Here is a 15,854-nt window from a genome sequence, read left to right on the forward strand (position 1 = left end):
TCATCGCTTAATGAATATGGATTCCTCCATTCACATCAATAGTCGCTCCTGTTACAAAACCCGAAAGGTCAGATGCTAAGAAAAGACAAGCCCCTGCCAATTCGGAGGTTTTTCCAACACGTCTTAACGGAATTCCTGCTACTACGTTATCCAATTGTTCATCGGTCAGTCCGTCTAACATAGGTGTTTCTATCATAGCAGGACAAATGACGTTGGCACGAATATTCATCGGAGCAAATTCTCTGGCGATTGAACGAGTTAAACTAATTACGCCACCTTTTGAAGCGGCATAATGAGAGCCACCGACTAATCCGCCCCCACGCTGACCCGCCAAAGAAGCCAAATTGACAATAACACCCGCTTGTTTTTCAGCAAAAACTTTCAGGACACTTTTACAAATATTAAAAGTACCTTTTAGATTTACGTCCATGATTAAATCATAATCTTGTTCAGTAATCGACAGCATTCCTTCTGATTTTACAATGCCCGCACAGTTCACTAAGCAGTCAATCGTGCCAAAATAAGCTACACTTTTTTCGATGGCATTATCGCAATCCGCTGCATTTCTAATGTCACATTGAATACAGATAATTTCTATTTTTTTGCCAACTTGTGTTTCAATATGATTCGTTAATTGACTGGCTATTTGGTCGTCCATTGCCAAATCTAAAATCACTAATTTTGCTCCATGAGCCGCAAAAAGTTCTGCCGTTCCATAACCGATACTGCGTAAAGACGCTGCACCTGTGATGATACAAACTTTGTTTTCGAGTTGTAAAAGCTGATATTTGGAATTTTCTTCGGATGCTCTATTTTTCATATCTTTCTAAAGGGTAACATTTTCAATAATTACGGCATAACCCATTCCTACGCCAACGCACATAGAGGCGAGGGCATACTTTTTCTTTGAACGAATTAACTCATTTACAGCAGCTTGAATAATTCGAGTTCCCGACATTCCGAGCGGATGCCCCATCGCAATTGCTCCTCCGTTCGGGTTCACTCTTGCATCGTCATCGGCAATACCCAAATTGCGAGTAACAGCCAAACACTGTGCAGCAAAAGCTTCGTTAAATTCAAAAATATCTATTTGGTCGAGGGTCAAACCTGCTTTTTTCAAAGCTTTTTGGCTTGCTCCGACAGGCCCAATGCCCATAATTTTTGGCTCGACACCTACCACTGCCGAAGCTACAATTCTTGCTTTGGGGCTAAAGTGATAGTTATTGATTGCTTCCTCTGAAGCAATCAGCATGGCGGCAGCTCCATCGTTGAGTCCAGAAGCATTTCCTGCGGTTACTGTGCCGTTTTCTTTTTTGAAAATGGGTTTTAATTTAGATAAAATTTCAAGCGAAGTATTTCCTTTGATAAATTCATCTTTATCAAAAACAGTGATATTCCCTTTTTTATCAGCCATTTCTACCTTCACAATTTCTTTGGCTAATACTCCGTTTTGTTGTGCTACAAAGGCTTTTTGTTGCGAACGAAAGGCAAATAAATCTTGGTCTTCACGGCTAATTTTATACATTTCTGCCAAGTTTTCTGCCGTTATTCCCATGGCATCTGTGCCGTACATTTTGTGTAACTTGAGATTAATGAATCGCCACCCAAAACTTGAATCGAATAGTTGAACATCGCCCCCAAAAGGTTTGGAAGATTTACTCATTACCATCGGTCCACGAGTCATGTGTTCCATGCCTCCTGCAATAAAAATATCACCATCATCTGCTTTGATGGCTCGGTTGGCATGAATAACGGCCGACATCCCCGACGAACATAAACGATTGACGGTTTCGCCTGGAACAGAGTACGGTAATCCTGCCAATAGCAATGCCATACGAGCCACGTTTCGGTTGTCTTCTCCTGCTTGGTTATGGCAACCCAAAATCACATCGTCGATTAATTCTAAGGGTAAATTAGGATTTCTTTTGATAAGTTCTTGAATCGGTAAAGCTGCCAAATCATCGGCACGCATATTCGATAAACCACCACCCAAACTACCAATGGGCGTTCGGATGGCATCGATAATATAGGATTGTTTCATTGGTTTCAATGTATTGATAAGATTATTTTGTTGTAATTAATTAGCCACAAAGACTCAAATCCAATTTGTTTTAAGCAGAAATGAGCAAAATTAGGCGGAATGGTATCTGAAGAACCCGTGTTGAAAAAACCATTTGTGACTTAGTGTCTTGGTGGCATAAATTATTTAGATACTGTAAATTGAAAAGTAGCATTCTCATTTATCAGACTTTCCATTTCCTCATCAGAATAGCCTAAATCATGGAGAATCGCTTTCGTATCCCAACCGCAAGGAGCAGCTGAAGAACGAGCAGAAGGATATACGCCATCTACTTGAATCGTTGAACGAATCACCGCTGTTTTACCTTCTGTGGGATGGTTTTCAAAATTGATAAGTTCAACTGCTTTCAAGTGTGGGTCTTGTGTCAGGGTTTCAAGGGTATGGCAAGGCATGGCTGGCAAATCAACTTTGCGGAATATTTTAAGCCATTCTTCGGTTGTTTTGCTATTTAATGCTGCTCCACGAATTTCGAACCATTCCGAAACATACTTTGCTCTACTTGCTACGGTCTGAAATCTTTCATCGTTTAGAAGTTGTGCCCTATCAGTGATTTTCAAAAAGGCTTTTACCTGAACATCGGTATTGATAGTAAAAGAAATGTAGCTGTCTTTGGTTTTAACAGGTTGATTATGAGGACTCAATAAGCGAAGGTCGCCCGCAACTCCAATAGGTGGTTCAAAACTTTGTTGAGCCAAATGTTCTTGCAAAACAAAGGATGCCATTGTTTCAAACATCGGTATTTCAAGGCTTGCACCAATGCCTGTATTCTGTTTTTGCATCAAAGCGGCCATTACTACACCAGCTGTAATTTCGCCAACTACGTGGTCGCAAATTAACATGGGTACGTAAGCGGGTTTGCCATCACGTGCCAAAGCAAGTCCAGCCATACCCGAAGCACCCTGCAAAACGCTGTCGTAAGTGGGTAGTCCCGAGTAAGGCCCATCTGTTCCGTAGCCTGTAATGAGACAGTAAATTTTTTCGGGATATTTTGCTCGAATCGTTTGGCTTCCTAAACCCAAACGCTCCAGAGCGTCGGGTCGCATATTGGCGACAATCACGTCAGCCCATGCTACTAATTTTTGGATAATGTCCTTTCCACCTTCTTTTTTTAGGTCAAGACAAATGTTTTTCTTTCCTCTGTTTAGGTGTAAGTACGCTCCAGAGTGCTGTCCAGTCGGTGACATTCCACCCAAACCACGCATCAAATCGCCTGAAGGATTTTCTACTTTGATGATTTCCGCTCCGTATTGTCCCAGTCGCCACGTAGCTACAGGGCCAACTACTACAGAAGTAAGATCAAGAATTTTGATATTTTTTAATGGTTCAAACATAGTTTTTTATTCTTTTATAGTAGCTTCCATTTCCACTGCTATGTTATTTTTATCATCATAAATCTTTAGTTGCCACGCATTTTTGCTTTGTTCAGCAGTCACTGTCAAAGGGTTATTGCAGTAAAGCGGGGCAATATGTCTTACTTTTATATCGGTCAATTTTAGTCCCAAATCAACTCTTATAAATTCGGTTAAAAGCACGGTTGATAGTCCTCCATTCACGACCAAATCTGGTAAACCTTCTACTTGTTGAGCATAGTTTCTATCTAAATGAATTTTATGAGAATTGAATCCTAAAGCTGAATATTGAAATATAAGTGTTTCATCAGGCACGTATTGTTTCTGATTACTGCTAATCGGAAGCTGATTTTCAGTAGGTTCTGCAATAACATTATTTTTCCCTTTTTGCTCTTCCAGTAAAATATACGTTTGCGTTTCCACAATAGCAGGCGTATCGACTTCAACCGAACGCAATTCGTGTTGAAGGGTAACAATTGCCATTTGTCCGTTTTTCGTCGTCTTTTCGGTAATGCTTTTAATAAAACTACTTTTTTCTATTACCGAACCAATCACAATTTCCCCATGATAAGCTACGGTTCTACCCCCCAAAAGTAATCTTGGAAGACCCAAATCAGGTATCTGAACACCCAAGCCAGGGAATCCATCTTTACGTAATTCAGATTTACGGGTTTCGCCAGCCAACATAAAAAAATGCCAACCCTTCGGAAGAATATCGCCCTCAGCAAATGATTGTGTTTCTAAATCTAACATGGCAGCTACACGGCGAACCATAGTCAAGCTGCATAGTTCCTTCGATTTTATGGGAGATGCTGAAAGGTAATCTTGCATATATAAATATGTTTACTGATATAATTTCTAACAAAAGTATTATTATATTTTTATATATGAAAATATAATTTCATATTTGCATAACATTTTAATGTTGTTAACTTTTACATATTATGAACTTAAAGTACCATCATACGAATTTTTGCACAGAGGACGTGCCAAGATTATCAAATTTTTACAAGACAGTTTTTGAACTAACACAAATCCAAGATGAGGAGCATGGATTTACAAGTACGGATACTGTAAATCGCTACGAAGGACAAGTAGAGTTTTTAACAGACGGACAGGTTGAATTTCATATTGCTATTAAAGACCACAATACGGGATTCCGCCAGAATATGCCGATAAATCCGATGCAAAAAGGGCATTACTGTTTTAGAACGGATGATATTGAAGGCTTTAAAAAGAGATTAGAAGAACTAAATATACCTTATGCCGACTATGGAAAATGGGCTTTGAAAGGCTGGTATCAGGTATTTTTCCATGACCCAGATGGAAATATCATTGAGGTGCATCAGATAGGAATGTGATTATGATTTACGATTTTAGATTTACGAATTACGATTTTTAATACTTCATAACTGTAATTTTACATCAAATCAATCGTAAATCGAATCAATCGTAAATGGAAAATTCTTATTCAGCTCCAGCCTTAGAGAAAGGACTTGATATTTTAGAAGTATTGTGTCAGAGTGAAAATGGATTGACACAACAAGAAATTGCCAGTAAGTTAGGGCGAAATTTGAGTGAAATCTATCGAATGCTTAACTGTTTGGTACAGCGAAATTATGTTGCCAATTATGCTAATACTTATACCATTACATCTAAGTTATTTCAGTTATCTCATTTTCATCCACCTACTTATCGCTTGTTAACAGAAGCACTTCCGATTATGGAAGGACTTTCGAGATTAGTCTCTTTTCCTTGCGATTTGAGGGTGTATAACAATGGCGTTCAAACAGTTGTAGCGGCTATTCAACCTCCAAATGGACTTGGGTTTATGACTCGTGTGGGTTCTGAAATTGAGGTTGCTCCATCGGCATCTGGTTTAGTTTTATTGGCTTTTCAAGACCCTGTTATCAAAGAAATCAGGATTAAAGAAAGCCTTCCAAGCCAATCAGAAGCTGAAATTGAAGTTTTTAGAAATACCTTAAAAGAAGTTGCGATAAAAGGATTCGCTTCCATCATGAGTAATCAGTATGCGGGCCTTCATGCCATTTCGTTTCCCATTTTGGATATGAATGGTAATGCCGTCGCCGCCATGACCGTTCCAATGTTGGCCCGTATTGATGGATTTATGCAATTTACGCAAGAACAAGTTGAAGATTTATTGAAAGATAGCGTATTAAATCTAAGTCGAAAATTAGCAATTGGGCATACTGTTTCATAGAGTTTGAGCCAGTATCCCCATTTGATACAATCAACATTTCACATTATTATGAATAAACTATATAAATTCTTACTCCTAAGTTCCGCTGTTTTGGGAATTTTAGCAATAGGAATGTTGATTTGGGGAAGTGGCTTAATGGCAACAGCTCCTTTTGTTATTGGCTCGTTGATATGTTTGGCAATAGGTGGGCGTAGTATTCCAATGGTTAAGCAAATGGCTTTCACGATTTGGGTATTCGCTGCGGTTGCTTTGGGAATGTATTACCCTCAATATTTCCAGCAAATAGGGGAGTTTAAGTTTACGAGTCTCATTGTTCCACTCATTCAGTTGATTATGTTTTCGATGGGAACTGAAATGAGTTTGAAAGATTTTGAAGGGGTTGTCAAAACACCAAAAGCTGTTATTATTGGACTGGTGAGTCATTTTACCATCATGCCATTAGTAGCGGTTGTGTTGGCAAGAAGCTTTGGTTTTCCCCCCGAAATTGCGGCAGGAGTTATTTTGATTGGCTCTGTGCCAAGTGGGGTAACGTCTAATGTACTTGCTTTTATTGCCAAGGCAAATATGCCTTTATCGGTTACCATTGCGGCAATTTCAACCTTAGCTGCCCCCATTATGACCCCATTTTTGATGAAAATATTGGCAGGTCAATACGTTGAAATTGATTTCTTGAAAATGATGATTCACGTAGTTGAAATTATTCTTGTGCCAATCGCATTAGGACTAATTATCAATAAATTGATTAGAAATGGCGTAAAATGGCTACAAACTGTTATGCCTATTATTTCTATGACAGGCGTGTTAATGATGTTGATTGTAATTGTTTCTTCGGGTAGAGATTCTCTGTTGGCAATTGGTCCTTTGCTATTTTTATCGTCGATGATTCATCACTCAATTGGCTATTTATTAGGTTATTGGAGTGGTAGATTGATGGGACTTGACGAAAAATCATGTCGCACGATTTCCTTAGAAGTAGGAATGCAAAATGGAGGACTCGCATCGGGCATTGCCTTACAAATGGGTAAAATCGCCACGGTTGGTTTGGCTTCAGCTATCTCGGTGCCGTGGATGACCATTTCGGGTTCATTGTTGGCTAATTGGTGGAGAAACAAAAGTAGTGATGAACGATAAGTGATGAGTATTTGAATGGGATAATTTTTCAATCCAAATTTTAGTCATCACTTTTTCACTCATCACTTATAACTTATCACTCATAAAAACATGGAAATACAAAAAATAGCCGTTATTGGAGCAGGTAACATGGGGCATCAGATTGCAATGTGTGCCGCTTTATCGGGATTCAGTGTAAAATGTACGGATTCTAATCCTGATATTTTGGAAAAAGCGATTTCGTTTGCTGATAACTATCTAAAAGAACGAGTAGCTAAAGGAAAGTTAAGTGAGGAAGCTGCCAAACAAGCAGAAACAAACATCGGTTTTACTGCTAATATTGAAGAGGCTGTTTCTGATGTAGACCTTGTAATTGAAGCCATTATTGAGAAATTGGACGTAAAAAGAAAGCTCTTCGCTGAGTTAGATAAACTTTGTCCTGCTCATACCATTTTGGCTACTAACAGTTCTTACATCGTAAGTTCTAAAATTGCCGATGCTACTAATCGACCTGACAAAGTGTGCAATATGCACTTTTTCAATCCTGCTTTGGTGATGAAATGTGTAGAAGTCGTAAAAGGTTCGCACGTTTCGGACGAAACGGCTGAGGCGGTCATGAATGCGGCAACAAAAATGAATAAAACACCCGTATTGTTGCATAAAGAAATCTATGGTTTTTTAGTGAATCGTCTCTTGCAAGCCACCAGACAAGAAGCCTTGAAATTATTAGATATGGGCGTAGCAAGTTTTGAAGACATAGACATTGCAGCTAAAAACGGTTTGGGCTATCCGATGGGACCTTTTTCTTTATTGGACTTAACAGGAATAGATTTAGCTTATCATGTAGGCATGGAAAAATACAGCGAATCTGGCGACGCATCCGATAGACCTTCGCCAACGGTTGTTGAAAAATACACCAAAGGAGAATGGGGGAAAAAGGTAGGAAAAGGATTTTATGATTACGAATAGATACTAAGACACAATTAACCATTTATAGAGATGATTTCAAAAGTTATTACAGCACTATTTATACTACTCATTTGTGCTGATATTCAGGCACAACAAACACTAAGAAGAGCGTTCCAGCCTGCTAATGTGGTGAACAAAATTCCTTATGGGAATAATCCCAAAGCAGGGCATTATATGCAAGCAAAAGATGCCAAAATCTATTATGAGGTGTATGGTAAAGGTCAACCGATTGTGTTGTTACACGGCGGATTATTTGGCTCAACCGTTGAATTTGCGGATTTCATTGACCAATTGAAACCAAAATTTCAAGTAATTGCGATTTCTACTCGTGGACATGGTAAATCAGAATTAGGAACAGAACCGCTTACGCTTGAGCAAAGAGCTACCGATGCTATGACGGTTATCAATGCTGTTACCAAAGACAGCGTTATTGTCCTTGGTTTTAGCGATGGAGGATATTCGGCTTACAGATTAGGAGCAATGTATCCAGAACGAGTGAAGAAAATGATTGTCATTGGTGCTGGTGAAGTTCGCCCAGGACTAAGAGTATTTAAGTTCACGGCAAAAATGGCAATGGAAATGGATAAACCTTTTTGGGAGCAACAACTAAAATTGATGCCCGAACCCAATAGAGTAGAAGATTTATTTACGCAAGTAGCCAATTGCTACAATAATGTTACAGTAAGCAAAGATTTATTGAGTACCATAAAATGTCCTGTTTTAGTAATGGCTGGTGATAAAGATGGCGGAAACCCTGTGGAGCGTGTAGTTAGTGCGGCAAGGTACATTCCTAATCATCAAATCAGTATCATTCCAAATACAGGGCATGGATGCCATAATGACAATTTTGCGGCGACATGGGCAAGTATTTTGCCATTTTTAAAGAATTAATAAAAGGTAGCATATTTTTAGATTTCTCATTCTGGAGTGTATAATATACGAATTATGCTCTTTGTCAATTTTGGTGAATAGGAAATGTAATATTTCACACCACTTTATAGAATGCTTTAATTCAGATAATCCTGTAACGAATGGAATACATCATCAAAGACGAAAAACTTGAATTAAAGTACCAAAAAGGAAAAGGTGCTTGGACATACCATTTACGCATTCCAAATTCAAAAAATATTGAAGGGAAATGGGGTGATATTAAGGTTTCGGGCTTCATAGATAGCTTTAAAATTGAAGCAAGAAACCTTGCCCCAATAAATGGAGAAGATAAAATGCTTTCGATAAATGGTGAAATACGAAAAGCAATCAATAAAAAAGAGGGCGATATTGTTAATGTTACCCTTTATCTTTTATCAAATAAAGAGAAAATAACTAAAATGCAGATTTTAGAAACCTTTAAAGAATCAAATGTTTTAGAAGTGTTTAATAAACTAAACGAAATAGAGAAAAACGATATTTTAGACAGTATAATGCTTCAAAAAAATGAAGAAAAACAGATTAAACTAATCATAAACCACATTGATAAACTAAGAACCTGTTTAAACTTTCGCAATTATGTCAATTCTTGATTAGATAGAATCTTATCGTCTGGTCGAGCTACCCCGTCTGACTATCGTCTGACTGAGTTGAACTTTACACGGAGTCAGACGGCAGTCGGACGGGGAACTAAAACGAATTATGAGTCCTTGAAAATTAAATATTTCAAATTTTATCTGCATAAAAATCTAAAACCTTTGTTCTGAAGATATACTCATATTTGGCTTGTACTACACTCACACGCACTTTATCAATATTGTTTTTAGCAAGCGTATATTCTAAAGAACTCAAATTTCCTTCTTCAAATTTTTTCTTGGTCAGGTCAAAAGCTACTTCAAGAGCAACTAATTGTTTGTTGATTAAACCTAATTTTAAATAAGCCGTTTGCATATTTCGATAGGCCAATGCTACCGTATTTTTGACTTGAATTTGCGTAATATTTAGTTCATTCTGAGCTTTTAGTTTGGATAAATTAGCTTGCTGAACCTTTATTTTTGAATCAAAAGCATTGAAAATTGGTACTCTAACATTGAAACCAACTATGGTACTAAAATTATAACCTAATTGATTGGTGTAACCTAATTTTTGAAAATCGCCACTGGGTACTTCAATTTGTTTGACAATATTTTGTTTTTGTCCGTTTGATAAAACATAATCATTTGATTTGGATTCAATAAATTTTGACGGTTTCCCATCAGAAACGAATTGTTGGTTTGGGGCGGCACTCGAATAATTCGTTCCCATATTCAGATTAGCACTAACACTTGGTTTATTGCTGGCTTCCGCCAAATCAATCCCAATTTCAGCCATTTCTACCTTCGTTTTAGCAACATCCACCATCGATTGAGTCCCGACTGCACTTTGCATAATGGCATTGACAGAAAAGTTATAAGGTTCTGTCGTTGATTGAGTTATGCCTTTTGCATCAATTTCGATGGTTGTTTTATTTTCATTCATTGCCTGTAAAAGCACAATTTTTGAATATTCAAAAGCACTTTCGGCAGTTGATACGTTCAATTCTTCTCCCGCAATTTGGGCTTGAATATCCAACAGTACCGCCTTTGAAGCCATTCCTTCCTTCAATAACGTTTCGATACGAGTGAGCTGAAAAGTTGAGCTTTCAAAAATCTTCTTGGTGATTGCCAATTGTTCTTGGGCATTTAATACTTGAAAAAATGCTTCAATCACTTTTAGTTTGATGCTTTCTTTGGTGGCATTTAATTCATGTTGACTCGACTTCACTTCCAATTCATTCAAGCGAATATTATTACGTAAAACTCCTCCTTCAAAAACCACGATGGATGAATTGATACCTAAATTTTGATAATTAGTATTTTGATTGATGATAACATTCGTAAAAGGGTCGATAACTCTGCCCGAAGCAAAATTTTGGGATAACGAACCATTGACATTGGGATACTGACTGAATTTTGAGGATACTATTCGGTTTTCATTTTCTTGAATTTGAAACTGAATTTGTCGTGCTTGTAGATTATTGGCAAGGGCTTTACTAATACATTCCTGCAAGGTGAGTGGTTTTATTGTCTGCGAAAAACCTTGTATTGTGAGTAACAATAAAACGAACACGGATATTCTGACCATAAAACGTCTAATACTATTTATTGAAGTGGGTTAATTTTACTATTTTACACCAAAAATCGTACCATTTAAAGGCTTTTTTTTTCTTTTTGACATATATCAAAAAGCATTTAAGGGCTTGTGTATCCCAAGTTCAAATTCTTACATTTGTATAGTAACTCTAATATTCTATGGTACAAAATGGCATAGATTTAACCCTTAAAATATCAATAAAATGAAATCATTAAACAATTTTGCAGCTCTTGAAATCACAAGTACAGAAGAAGTAAAAGGTGGTACTTTCGGACTTTTATCATTATTAAGTCTTTGTGCTCCAAAACCAGTTGCTTGTCAGCCAGCACCAAAACCAGCACCGTGTTATACTGCTCCAAAGCCATCATGCAACACAACTGTATATCCTACAACAGCTCCAAAGCCAACAACTTGTAATACAGGCTTTTCATTCTCATTAAACTTTTCATTGGGCGGTTGCAAATAATTTGCCTACGATATAACAATAGAAAAAGCCTTGAAATTCAAGGCTTTTTCTATTAAATCTGTCTAAACTTTTCCCCTCATACGGCTCAGCGTTTCTTGGCTCATGCCCAAAAAAGAAGCCAAATGCCCCAAAGGAACTCTTTGCAATATTTGAGGCGTTTTTTCCATGAACTGTTCGTAGCGTTCCAAAGCACTCATTGACCTAATGGAGTTAAGTAAGTTTATTTCATTCATTAATAAAGTTTCATATATTTTTCTGACAAAAATGTTAAATTCCACATATTCATCTAAAAGTAAATGAATATTTTTATGGGAGAAAAAATAACACGTTGTATCTTCCAATGTTTGAATACACTCTTCTGAAGGCATTTGTGTTAAGTAACTATAAGCACTACTAATGATGTTTTGCTCAATCCTAAAATTGGTTGTTATTTCTTTTCCGCCATTTTCAAGATAAGTTCGGCAACAACCTTTTTCAATCAGAAAAATACCTTTGCAAATTTCTCCTTTCTTCAGAATATGGTCATGTTTTGCAAATTGTAAAACTTGTAGTTTTGACAATATCTTATGCTGAATACATGGATTTAGAGTTTCATATTCCTTAAATATGTTAAATGAATCGTTCATATATTTATCTTTGAAGAGCTTTCCTAAATTGATACAAAATCTTGGCTGCCAATGATTTGTCTTCGGTGATAACATCTGCACTCGCCAACATTCCATTTCTGAAACTCAATTTTTTATGATAGGTTGTGATTAATCCATTTGGTAGTTTTACCGTAACCAAATAACTATTATCTTTTTCGGGAATTTGGGAGATAAATTCTACAATTCCATCCACCGTTCCGAATTCTTCTGATGGGTAACTATTGAATTTGATAATTACTTTTTGTCCCGCTTTTACTTTTCCTAAATTATCTTGGGCAATCTGAATTTGCCCAATCGGTAAATTATTTTGTTGATTGCCAACATAAAATATTTCTTGATTAGCCGATACAACTTGATTTTCTTGAATATTGCTTTGAAATAAGACATATCCCGCCGACGGTGCTGTTAAAATATAGGTATTTTTCCATTTATCGACAGCACTAATGAGTGTTTTCAAACCTTCAAAAGAATACTTTTTTTGTTCAAAAAGATTCTTATCCAACTCCAGCAATTCCTTTGATTTGCTACTTTGTTCTGCTTGATTACTGATAATTTGAGATTCTATTTGCTTTAAAGCCAATTGTTTACCTAACATTCGACTTTCTTCTTTTGATAATTCATTAGCCGAAATAATACCCTGACGAGCCAATCGTTGTTGGGTCGCAAAGTCTTTTTCAGCAAGTATATAATCTCTTTGGTAGATTTGTCTTTGTTCATTAAGTTTAGAGGCGGAGTATTTTGAGTTTTCTAACTCATTTACGATAATATTCTTTTTTTGGTTTCCAAAACCAGAAGAAAGCATTGTTTGCAATTGAATTAAAGAAGATTGAAATTGCTGAAAATCAGGTTGAAGCTCCCCAAGATTCATAAAATTTCCTTTTTGTAAAGCATTCAGTTTGGCATAACGCCCTTCAGAAACCTCTTTTTCTATAACTGATAATTGGGCTGAAAGTTCTAAAACTTCTTGGTGATTGGCGGTAGATTCTAAATACGCCAAAACATTATTTGGTTCTACAAAAGTGTTTTCTTTTACGAATAATTTTATGACTTTCCCCGATGTTTTTGTCACAACTGCTTTTGGCATATTGTAAGAAGTCAGTTTTAACGTTCCCTTCACGATGTCAGGATAGCTAATGAAAAATGTGCCTCCAAACATCAATAAAAAGAAAATAGTGAACAATGCTGTACCATACCTAATGAGCCAAGTGGGTTGGTAATTCATTATTTCCTGCACCGAATCGCTGCGAAGTTCTTTATATATTTTTTGTTCCATAATGGTTGGGGTAGGACAGGTTTCCGACCTGTCATATTTGTTTGGGGTAGGACAGGTTTCTAACCTGTCAGCGGATGATTTTTGAGTAGGACAGGTTTCCAACCTGTCAAATAGACTTTACTGACAGGTTGGAAACCTGTCCTACTCAAAAATCAATTTCCTAATTCTAACTGATTTTTTACTAAGGCGTAATAATATCCTCGTAAGTTGGTAAGTTGCTCGTGTGTTCCTTTTTCTACAATTTTTCCTTGTTCCAAAACCACAATTTGGTCGGCATTTTTTACCGTACTCAATCTATGAGCAACAACGATAACGGTTTTACCTTTAAAAAACTCGGTCAAGTTTTCCATAATCACTTTCTCATTATTGGCATCCAAAGCATTGGTAGCTTCATCGAAAAAGATATAGTCTGGGTCTTTATAAACGGCTCTGGCAATCAGTAAACGCTGTTTCTGTCCTTGACTTAGCCCATTACCTTCTGCTCCAATTTTAGTATTATAGCCCAAAGGTAAACCCTCAATAAATTCAGCAATATTGGCAACATGAGCCGCATGATTGAGACGGTTTGGTTCTACGAAATCCTCGCCAACGGCAATATTTCGGGCAATAGTATCCGAAAAAACAAAGCCATCTTGAAGCACCGCACCGCATCTACTTCGCCAAAAATTATGATTGATACCACTCAAAAAGTTATTTCCCGCAATAATTTGTCCTTGACTTGGTTGATAGAATTTAAGTAATAATTTTAAAATCGTCGTTTTTCCACTACCACTTGACCCCACGATGGCAGTGGTTTTTCCTTGCGGAATTACAAAGTCAATATTGTCTAAAATATTTCGGCTCGTGCCTGGATATTTGAACGATACACTGGTGAATGCCAGCGTTTTATTGGCAGAAAGTTGCACCGAACGTTGTTTGCCAACAGGTTCTTCGTCTTCCACTTTATGAATATCATTGAGGCGTTCGAGGCTCAATTTGGCATCCTGATAATCTTGGATAAAATGAATAAATTGTTCGATTGGCCCATTCAACATTCCCAAAATATATCCTACCGAAAGCATCATACCAAGAGTCATTTCGCCCTCAATCACTGCACGAGCCGTGAGGTAGGTAATAAAAATATTTTTGCCTTCATTGATAAACAACGCCCCAGCACTTTGAATCTGAGAAAGCCCCAAACCCTTCATATTAAGCCTAAATAAGGAGGCTTGAATATTTTCCCAATCCCAACGTTTTTGTTGCTCGCTATTGGTCAGTTTTATTTCTTGAATACCATCAATTATCTGTAAAGTAGCCGTTTGGCTTTTAGCGGCTATTTCAAAACTTCGGTTGTTGAGAATTTTCCTTTGATTCAGAAAAAGCCAAATCCAAAGGACATACAATATACTTCCTGCCAAAAACATCAAGAATATTTTGCCGCTGAAAATGCTCAAAACAATACTAAAAATGATAAAATTGAAAAGCCCATAAATAGTGCTAATGACGGTATTGGTCAGAAAACTTTCTATTTTTTCGTGGTCGCCAATACGTTGGAGTAAATCTCCTTGAAATTTGGTGTCAAAATACGAAATCGGCAGACGAAGCAACTTAATGAAGAAATCGGAAAGGATAGAAATGTTAATTCTTGACCCTATATGCAGGAAAATCCAGCCTCGAATAAATTCTACAACCGACCGACCAAAATAAAGTACAAACTGCCCAATAAGAATTAGATTAATGAAGCCGATATTTCGGGTATTGATACCAATATCGATGATAGATTGGGTAAGAAACGGCAGAATTAGTTGTAAAGCCCCGCCCATTAATAAACCCCACGCAATTTGAATGAGAAGACTTTTGTAGGTAAAAAGATAATTGAAAATATACCTAAAAGATAGTCCAGCGTCTTGTTTGTCTTCGTCGTTAAGAAAAAACTTTGGCGTAGTTTCAAACAACATCACAATACCCGTTTGTTCGTTGGTACTATTTTGACTACTTACCCAGTTGGTTTTAAAGTCTTTTATTGAATATTCTACCAAACCAACACCTGGGTCTGCCACAAAAACTTTATCCTTTTTGATGGCATGAACCACTACAAAATGGTTTTGTTTCCAGTGAGCAATAAAGGGCAATGGAGCATCTGAAACGATTTTTTCAAAGGAAACTTTGGCAACTAAGGTACGAAAACCAATATATTCGGCAGCCATTCCGATACCAGCCATCGACACACCTTCTTTATTAATTCCGCTTTTTTCACGCAAAGTTTGTAACGAATAATTTTTACCAAAATGCTTGGCTATCATTCGTAAACAGGTAGGCCCGCAATCCATTGTATCGAATTGCTTAAAAAAAGGGAAACTTGGCATAAATTAAAAAACTATTCAAACTGTTATTGAACTATTAGACTTCCTGCGAAAGTGTTTTATGATTGAAAAATGGTATATTTTCGAGTGAAAATAGCGGAAATTTTGAAAGCATAGCAGAGCTACGGTTGAAAAATTTTCGCTATTTGTAGCCGAAAAGATGTTGTTTTACGACTTAAAACACTTTCGCAGGAAGTCTATTGCTGAAATAACGGGTTTGAATGGATTATTATGGGTTAATTATATGCCTATTTTCAAGCAAAAATTGTACCACGAATGGTTAATGGCTTTAAACATG

General features: G+C 37.0%; 15 protein-coding genes. 7 read left to right on the forward strand and 8 right to left on the reverse strand.

Features of this window, described 5'->3' with window-relative positions:
• Positions 1 to 7: 7 nt before the first annotated feature.
• The 4 genes from VB796_RS20625 to VB796_RS20640 form a co-directional block, all read right to left on the reverse strand.
• The gene (locus VB796_RS20625) at positions 8 to 820 is read right to left on the reverse strand and encodes an SDR family oxidoreductase (protein ID WP_323348475.1); all 813 of its coding nucleotides are present in this window, start codon (positions 818 to 820) and stop codon (positions 8 to 10) included.
• Between the two features lie 6 nt (positions 821 to 826).
• Complete coding sequence (gene pcaF / locus VB796_RS20630; RefSeq protein WP_323348476.1) at positions 827 to 2,041, reverse strand: 3-oxoadipyl-CoA thiolase; 1,215 nt, start codon at positions 2,039 to 2,041, stop codon at positions 827 to 829.
• A gap of 161 nt (positions 2,042 to 2,202) precedes the next feature.
• The gene (locus VB796_RS20635; RefSeq protein WP_323348477.1) at positions 2,203 to 3,411 is read right to left on the reverse strand and encodes a CoA transferase; all 1,209 of its coding nucleotides are present in this window, start codon (positions 3,409 to 3,411) and stop codon (positions 2,203 to 2,205) included.
• Between the two features lie 6 nt (positions 3,412 to 3,417).
• Entirely contained in the window at positions 3,418 to 4,260 is an 843-nt protein-coding gene (locus VB796_RS20640; protein WP_323348478.1) for an FAS1-like dehydratase domain-containing protein, read from the reverse strand.
• A 113-nt stretch (positions 4,261 to 4,373) separates the two neighbouring features.
• On the opposite strand from VB796_RS20640, the gene VB796_RS20645 reads away from it, so the two are divergent.
• The 6 genes from VB796_RS20645 (at position 4,374) to VB796_RS20670 (ending at position 9,249) form a co-directional block, all read left to right on the forward strand.
• Positions 4,374 to 4,790, forward strand: a complete 417-nt coding sequence (locus VB796_RS20645; RefSeq protein WP_323348479.1) for a VOC family protein — start codon at positions 4,374 to 4,376, stop codon at positions 4,788 to 4,790.
• A gap of 95 nt (positions 4,791 to 4,885) precedes the next feature.
• Positions 4,886 to 5,650: an IclR family transcriptional regulator gene (locus VB796_RS20650; RefSeq protein WP_323348480.1), complete on the forward strand. Its 765-nt coding sequence runs from the start codon at positions 4,886 to 4,888 to the stop codon at positions 5,648 to 5,650.
• 48 nt (positions 5,651 to 5,698) lie between these two features.
• The gene (locus VB796_RS20655) at positions 5,699 to 6,781 is read left to right on the forward strand and encodes a bile acid:sodium symporter family protein (protein ID WP_323348481.1); all 1,083 of its coding nucleotides are present in this window, start codon (positions 5,699 to 5,701) and stop codon (positions 6,779 to 6,781) included.
• 90 nt (positions 6,782 to 6,871) lie between these two features.
• Positions 6,872 to 7,729, forward strand: a complete 858-nt coding sequence (locus tag VB796_RS20660) for a 3-hydroxyacyl-CoA dehydrogenase family protein (RefSeq protein WP_323348482.1) — start codon at positions 6,872 to 6,874, stop codon at positions 7,727 to 7,729.
• Between the two features lie 30 nt (positions 7,730 to 7,759).
• The gene (locus VB796_RS20665) at positions 7,760 to 8,620 is read left to right on the forward strand and encodes an alpha/beta hydrolase (protein WP_323348483.1); all 861 of its coding nucleotides are present in this window, start codon (positions 7,760 to 7,762) and stop codon (positions 8,618 to 8,620) included.
• Between the two features lie 140 nt (positions 8,621 to 8,760).
• A complete protein-coding gene (locus VB796_RS20670; protein WP_323348484.1) occupies positions 8,761 to 9,249 on the forward strand; it encodes a DUF1905 domain-containing protein in 489 nt (162 codons plus the stop codon).
• A 133-nt stretch (positions 9,250 to 9,382) separates the two neighbouring features.
• Here the strand turns inward: VB796_RS20670 and VB796_RS20675 are convergent, their stop codons facing one another.
• Complete coding sequence (locus VB796_RS20675) at positions 9,383 to 10,819, reverse strand: TolC family protein (RefSeq protein ID WP_323348485.1); 1,437 nt, start codon at positions 10,817 to 10,819, stop codon at positions 9,383 to 9,385.
• A 211-nt stretch (positions 10,820 to 11,030) separates the two neighbouring features.
• Between VB796_RS20675 and VB796_RS20680 the strand changes: the two genes are divergently transcribed.
• On the forward strand, positions 11,031 to 11,294 hold the full coding sequence (locus VB796_RS20680) for a hypothetical protein (protein ID WP_323348486.1): 264 nt from the start codon (positions 11,031 to 11,033) through the stop codon (positions 11,292 to 11,294).
• Between the two features lie 62 nt (positions 11,295 to 11,356).
• Here VB796_RS20680 and VB796_RS20685 read toward each other — a convergent pair whose 3' ends face one another.
• From VB796_RS20685 to VB796_RS20695, 3 genes are all read right to left on the reverse strand, one after another.
• The gene (locus tag VB796_RS20685; RefSeq protein WP_323348487.1) at positions 11,357 to 11,920 is read right to left on the reverse strand and encodes a Crp/Fnr family transcriptional regulator; all 564 of its coding nucleotides are present in this window, start codon (positions 11,918 to 11,920) and stop codon (positions 11,357 to 11,359) included.
• 4 nt (positions 11,921 to 11,924) lie between these two features.
• On the reverse strand, positions 11,925 to 13,214 hold the full coding sequence (locus VB796_RS20690) for an HlyD family secretion protein (protein WP_323348488.1): 1,290 nt from the start codon (positions 13,212 to 13,214) through the stop codon (positions 11,925 to 11,927).
• A gap of 152 nt (positions 13,215 to 13,366) precedes the next feature.
• On the reverse strand, positions 13,367 to 15,559 hold the full coding sequence (locus tag VB796_RS20695; protein ID WP_323348489.1) for a peptidase domain-containing ABC transporter: 2,193 nt from the start codon (positions 15,557 to 15,559) through the stop codon (positions 13,367 to 13,369).
• Between the last annotated feature and the right edge of the window lie 295 nt (positions 15,560 to 15,854).

This window comes from Arcicella sp. LKC2W, assembly GCF_034931005.1.
Lineage (GTDB): Bacteria > Bacteroidota > Bacteroidia > Cytophagales > Spirosomataceae > Arcicella.

Excerpts from the sequence above, each read along its gene's own strand:
- VB796_RS20625 (WP_323348475.1), bottom strand. The coding sequence starts at position 820 with ATGAAAAATAGAGCATCCGAAGAAAATTCCAAATATCAGCTTTTACAA.
- pcaF (WP_323348476.1), bottom strand. The coding sequence starts at position 2,041 with ATGAAACAATCCTATATTATCGATGCCATCCGAACGCCCATTGGTAGT.
- VB796_RS20635 (WP_323348477.1), bottom strand. The coding sequence starts at position 3,411 with ATGTTTGAACCATTAAAAAATATCAAAATTCTTGATCTTACTTCTGTA.
- VB796_RS20640 (WP_323348478.1), bottom strand. The coding sequence starts at position 4,260 with ATGCAAGATTACCTTTCAGCATCTCCCATAAAATCGAAGGAACTATGC.
- VB796_RS20645 (WP_323348479.1), top strand. The coding sequence starts at position 4,374 with ATGAACTTAAAGTACCATCATACGAATTTTTGCACAGAGGACGTGCCA.
- VB796_RS20650 (WP_323348480.1), top strand. The coding sequence starts at position 4,886 with ATGGAAAATTCTTATTCAGCTCCAGCCTTAGAGAAAGGACTTGATATT.
- VB796_RS20655 (WP_323348481.1), top strand. The coding sequence starts at position 5,699 with ATGAATAAACTATATAAATTCTTACTCCTAAGTTCCGCTGTTTTGGGA.
- VB796_RS20660 (WP_323348482.1), top strand. The coding sequence starts at position 6,872 with ATGGAAATACAAAAAATAGCCGTTATTGGAGCAGGTAACATGGGGCAT.
- VB796_RS20665 (WP_323348483.1), top strand. The coding sequence starts at position 7,760 with ATGATTTCAAAAGTTATTACAGCACTATTTATACTACTCATTTGTGCT.
- VB796_RS20670 (WP_323348484.1), top strand. The coding sequence starts at position 8,761 with ATGGAATACATCATCAAAGACGAAAAACTTGAATTAAAGTACCAAAAA.
- VB796_RS20675 (WP_323348485.1), bottom strand. The coding sequence starts at position 10,819 with ATGGTCAGAATATCCGTGTTCGTTTTATTGTTACTCACAATACAAGGT.
- VB796_RS20680 (WP_323348486.1), top strand. The coding sequence starts at position 11,031 with ATGAAATCATTAAACAATTTTGCAGCTCTTGAAATCACAAGTACAGAA.
- VB796_RS20685 (WP_323348487.1), bottom strand. The coding sequence starts at position 11,920 with ATGAACGATTCATTTAACATATTTAAGGAATATGAAACTCTAAATCCA.
- VB796_RS20690 (WP_323348488.1), bottom strand. The coding sequence starts at position 13,214 with ATGGAACAAAAAATATATAAAGAACTTCGCAGCGATTCGGTGCAGGAA.
- VB796_RS20695 (WP_323348489.1), bottom strand. The coding sequence starts at position 15,559 with ATGCCAAGTTTCCCTTTTTTTAAGCAATTCGATACAATGGATTGCGGG.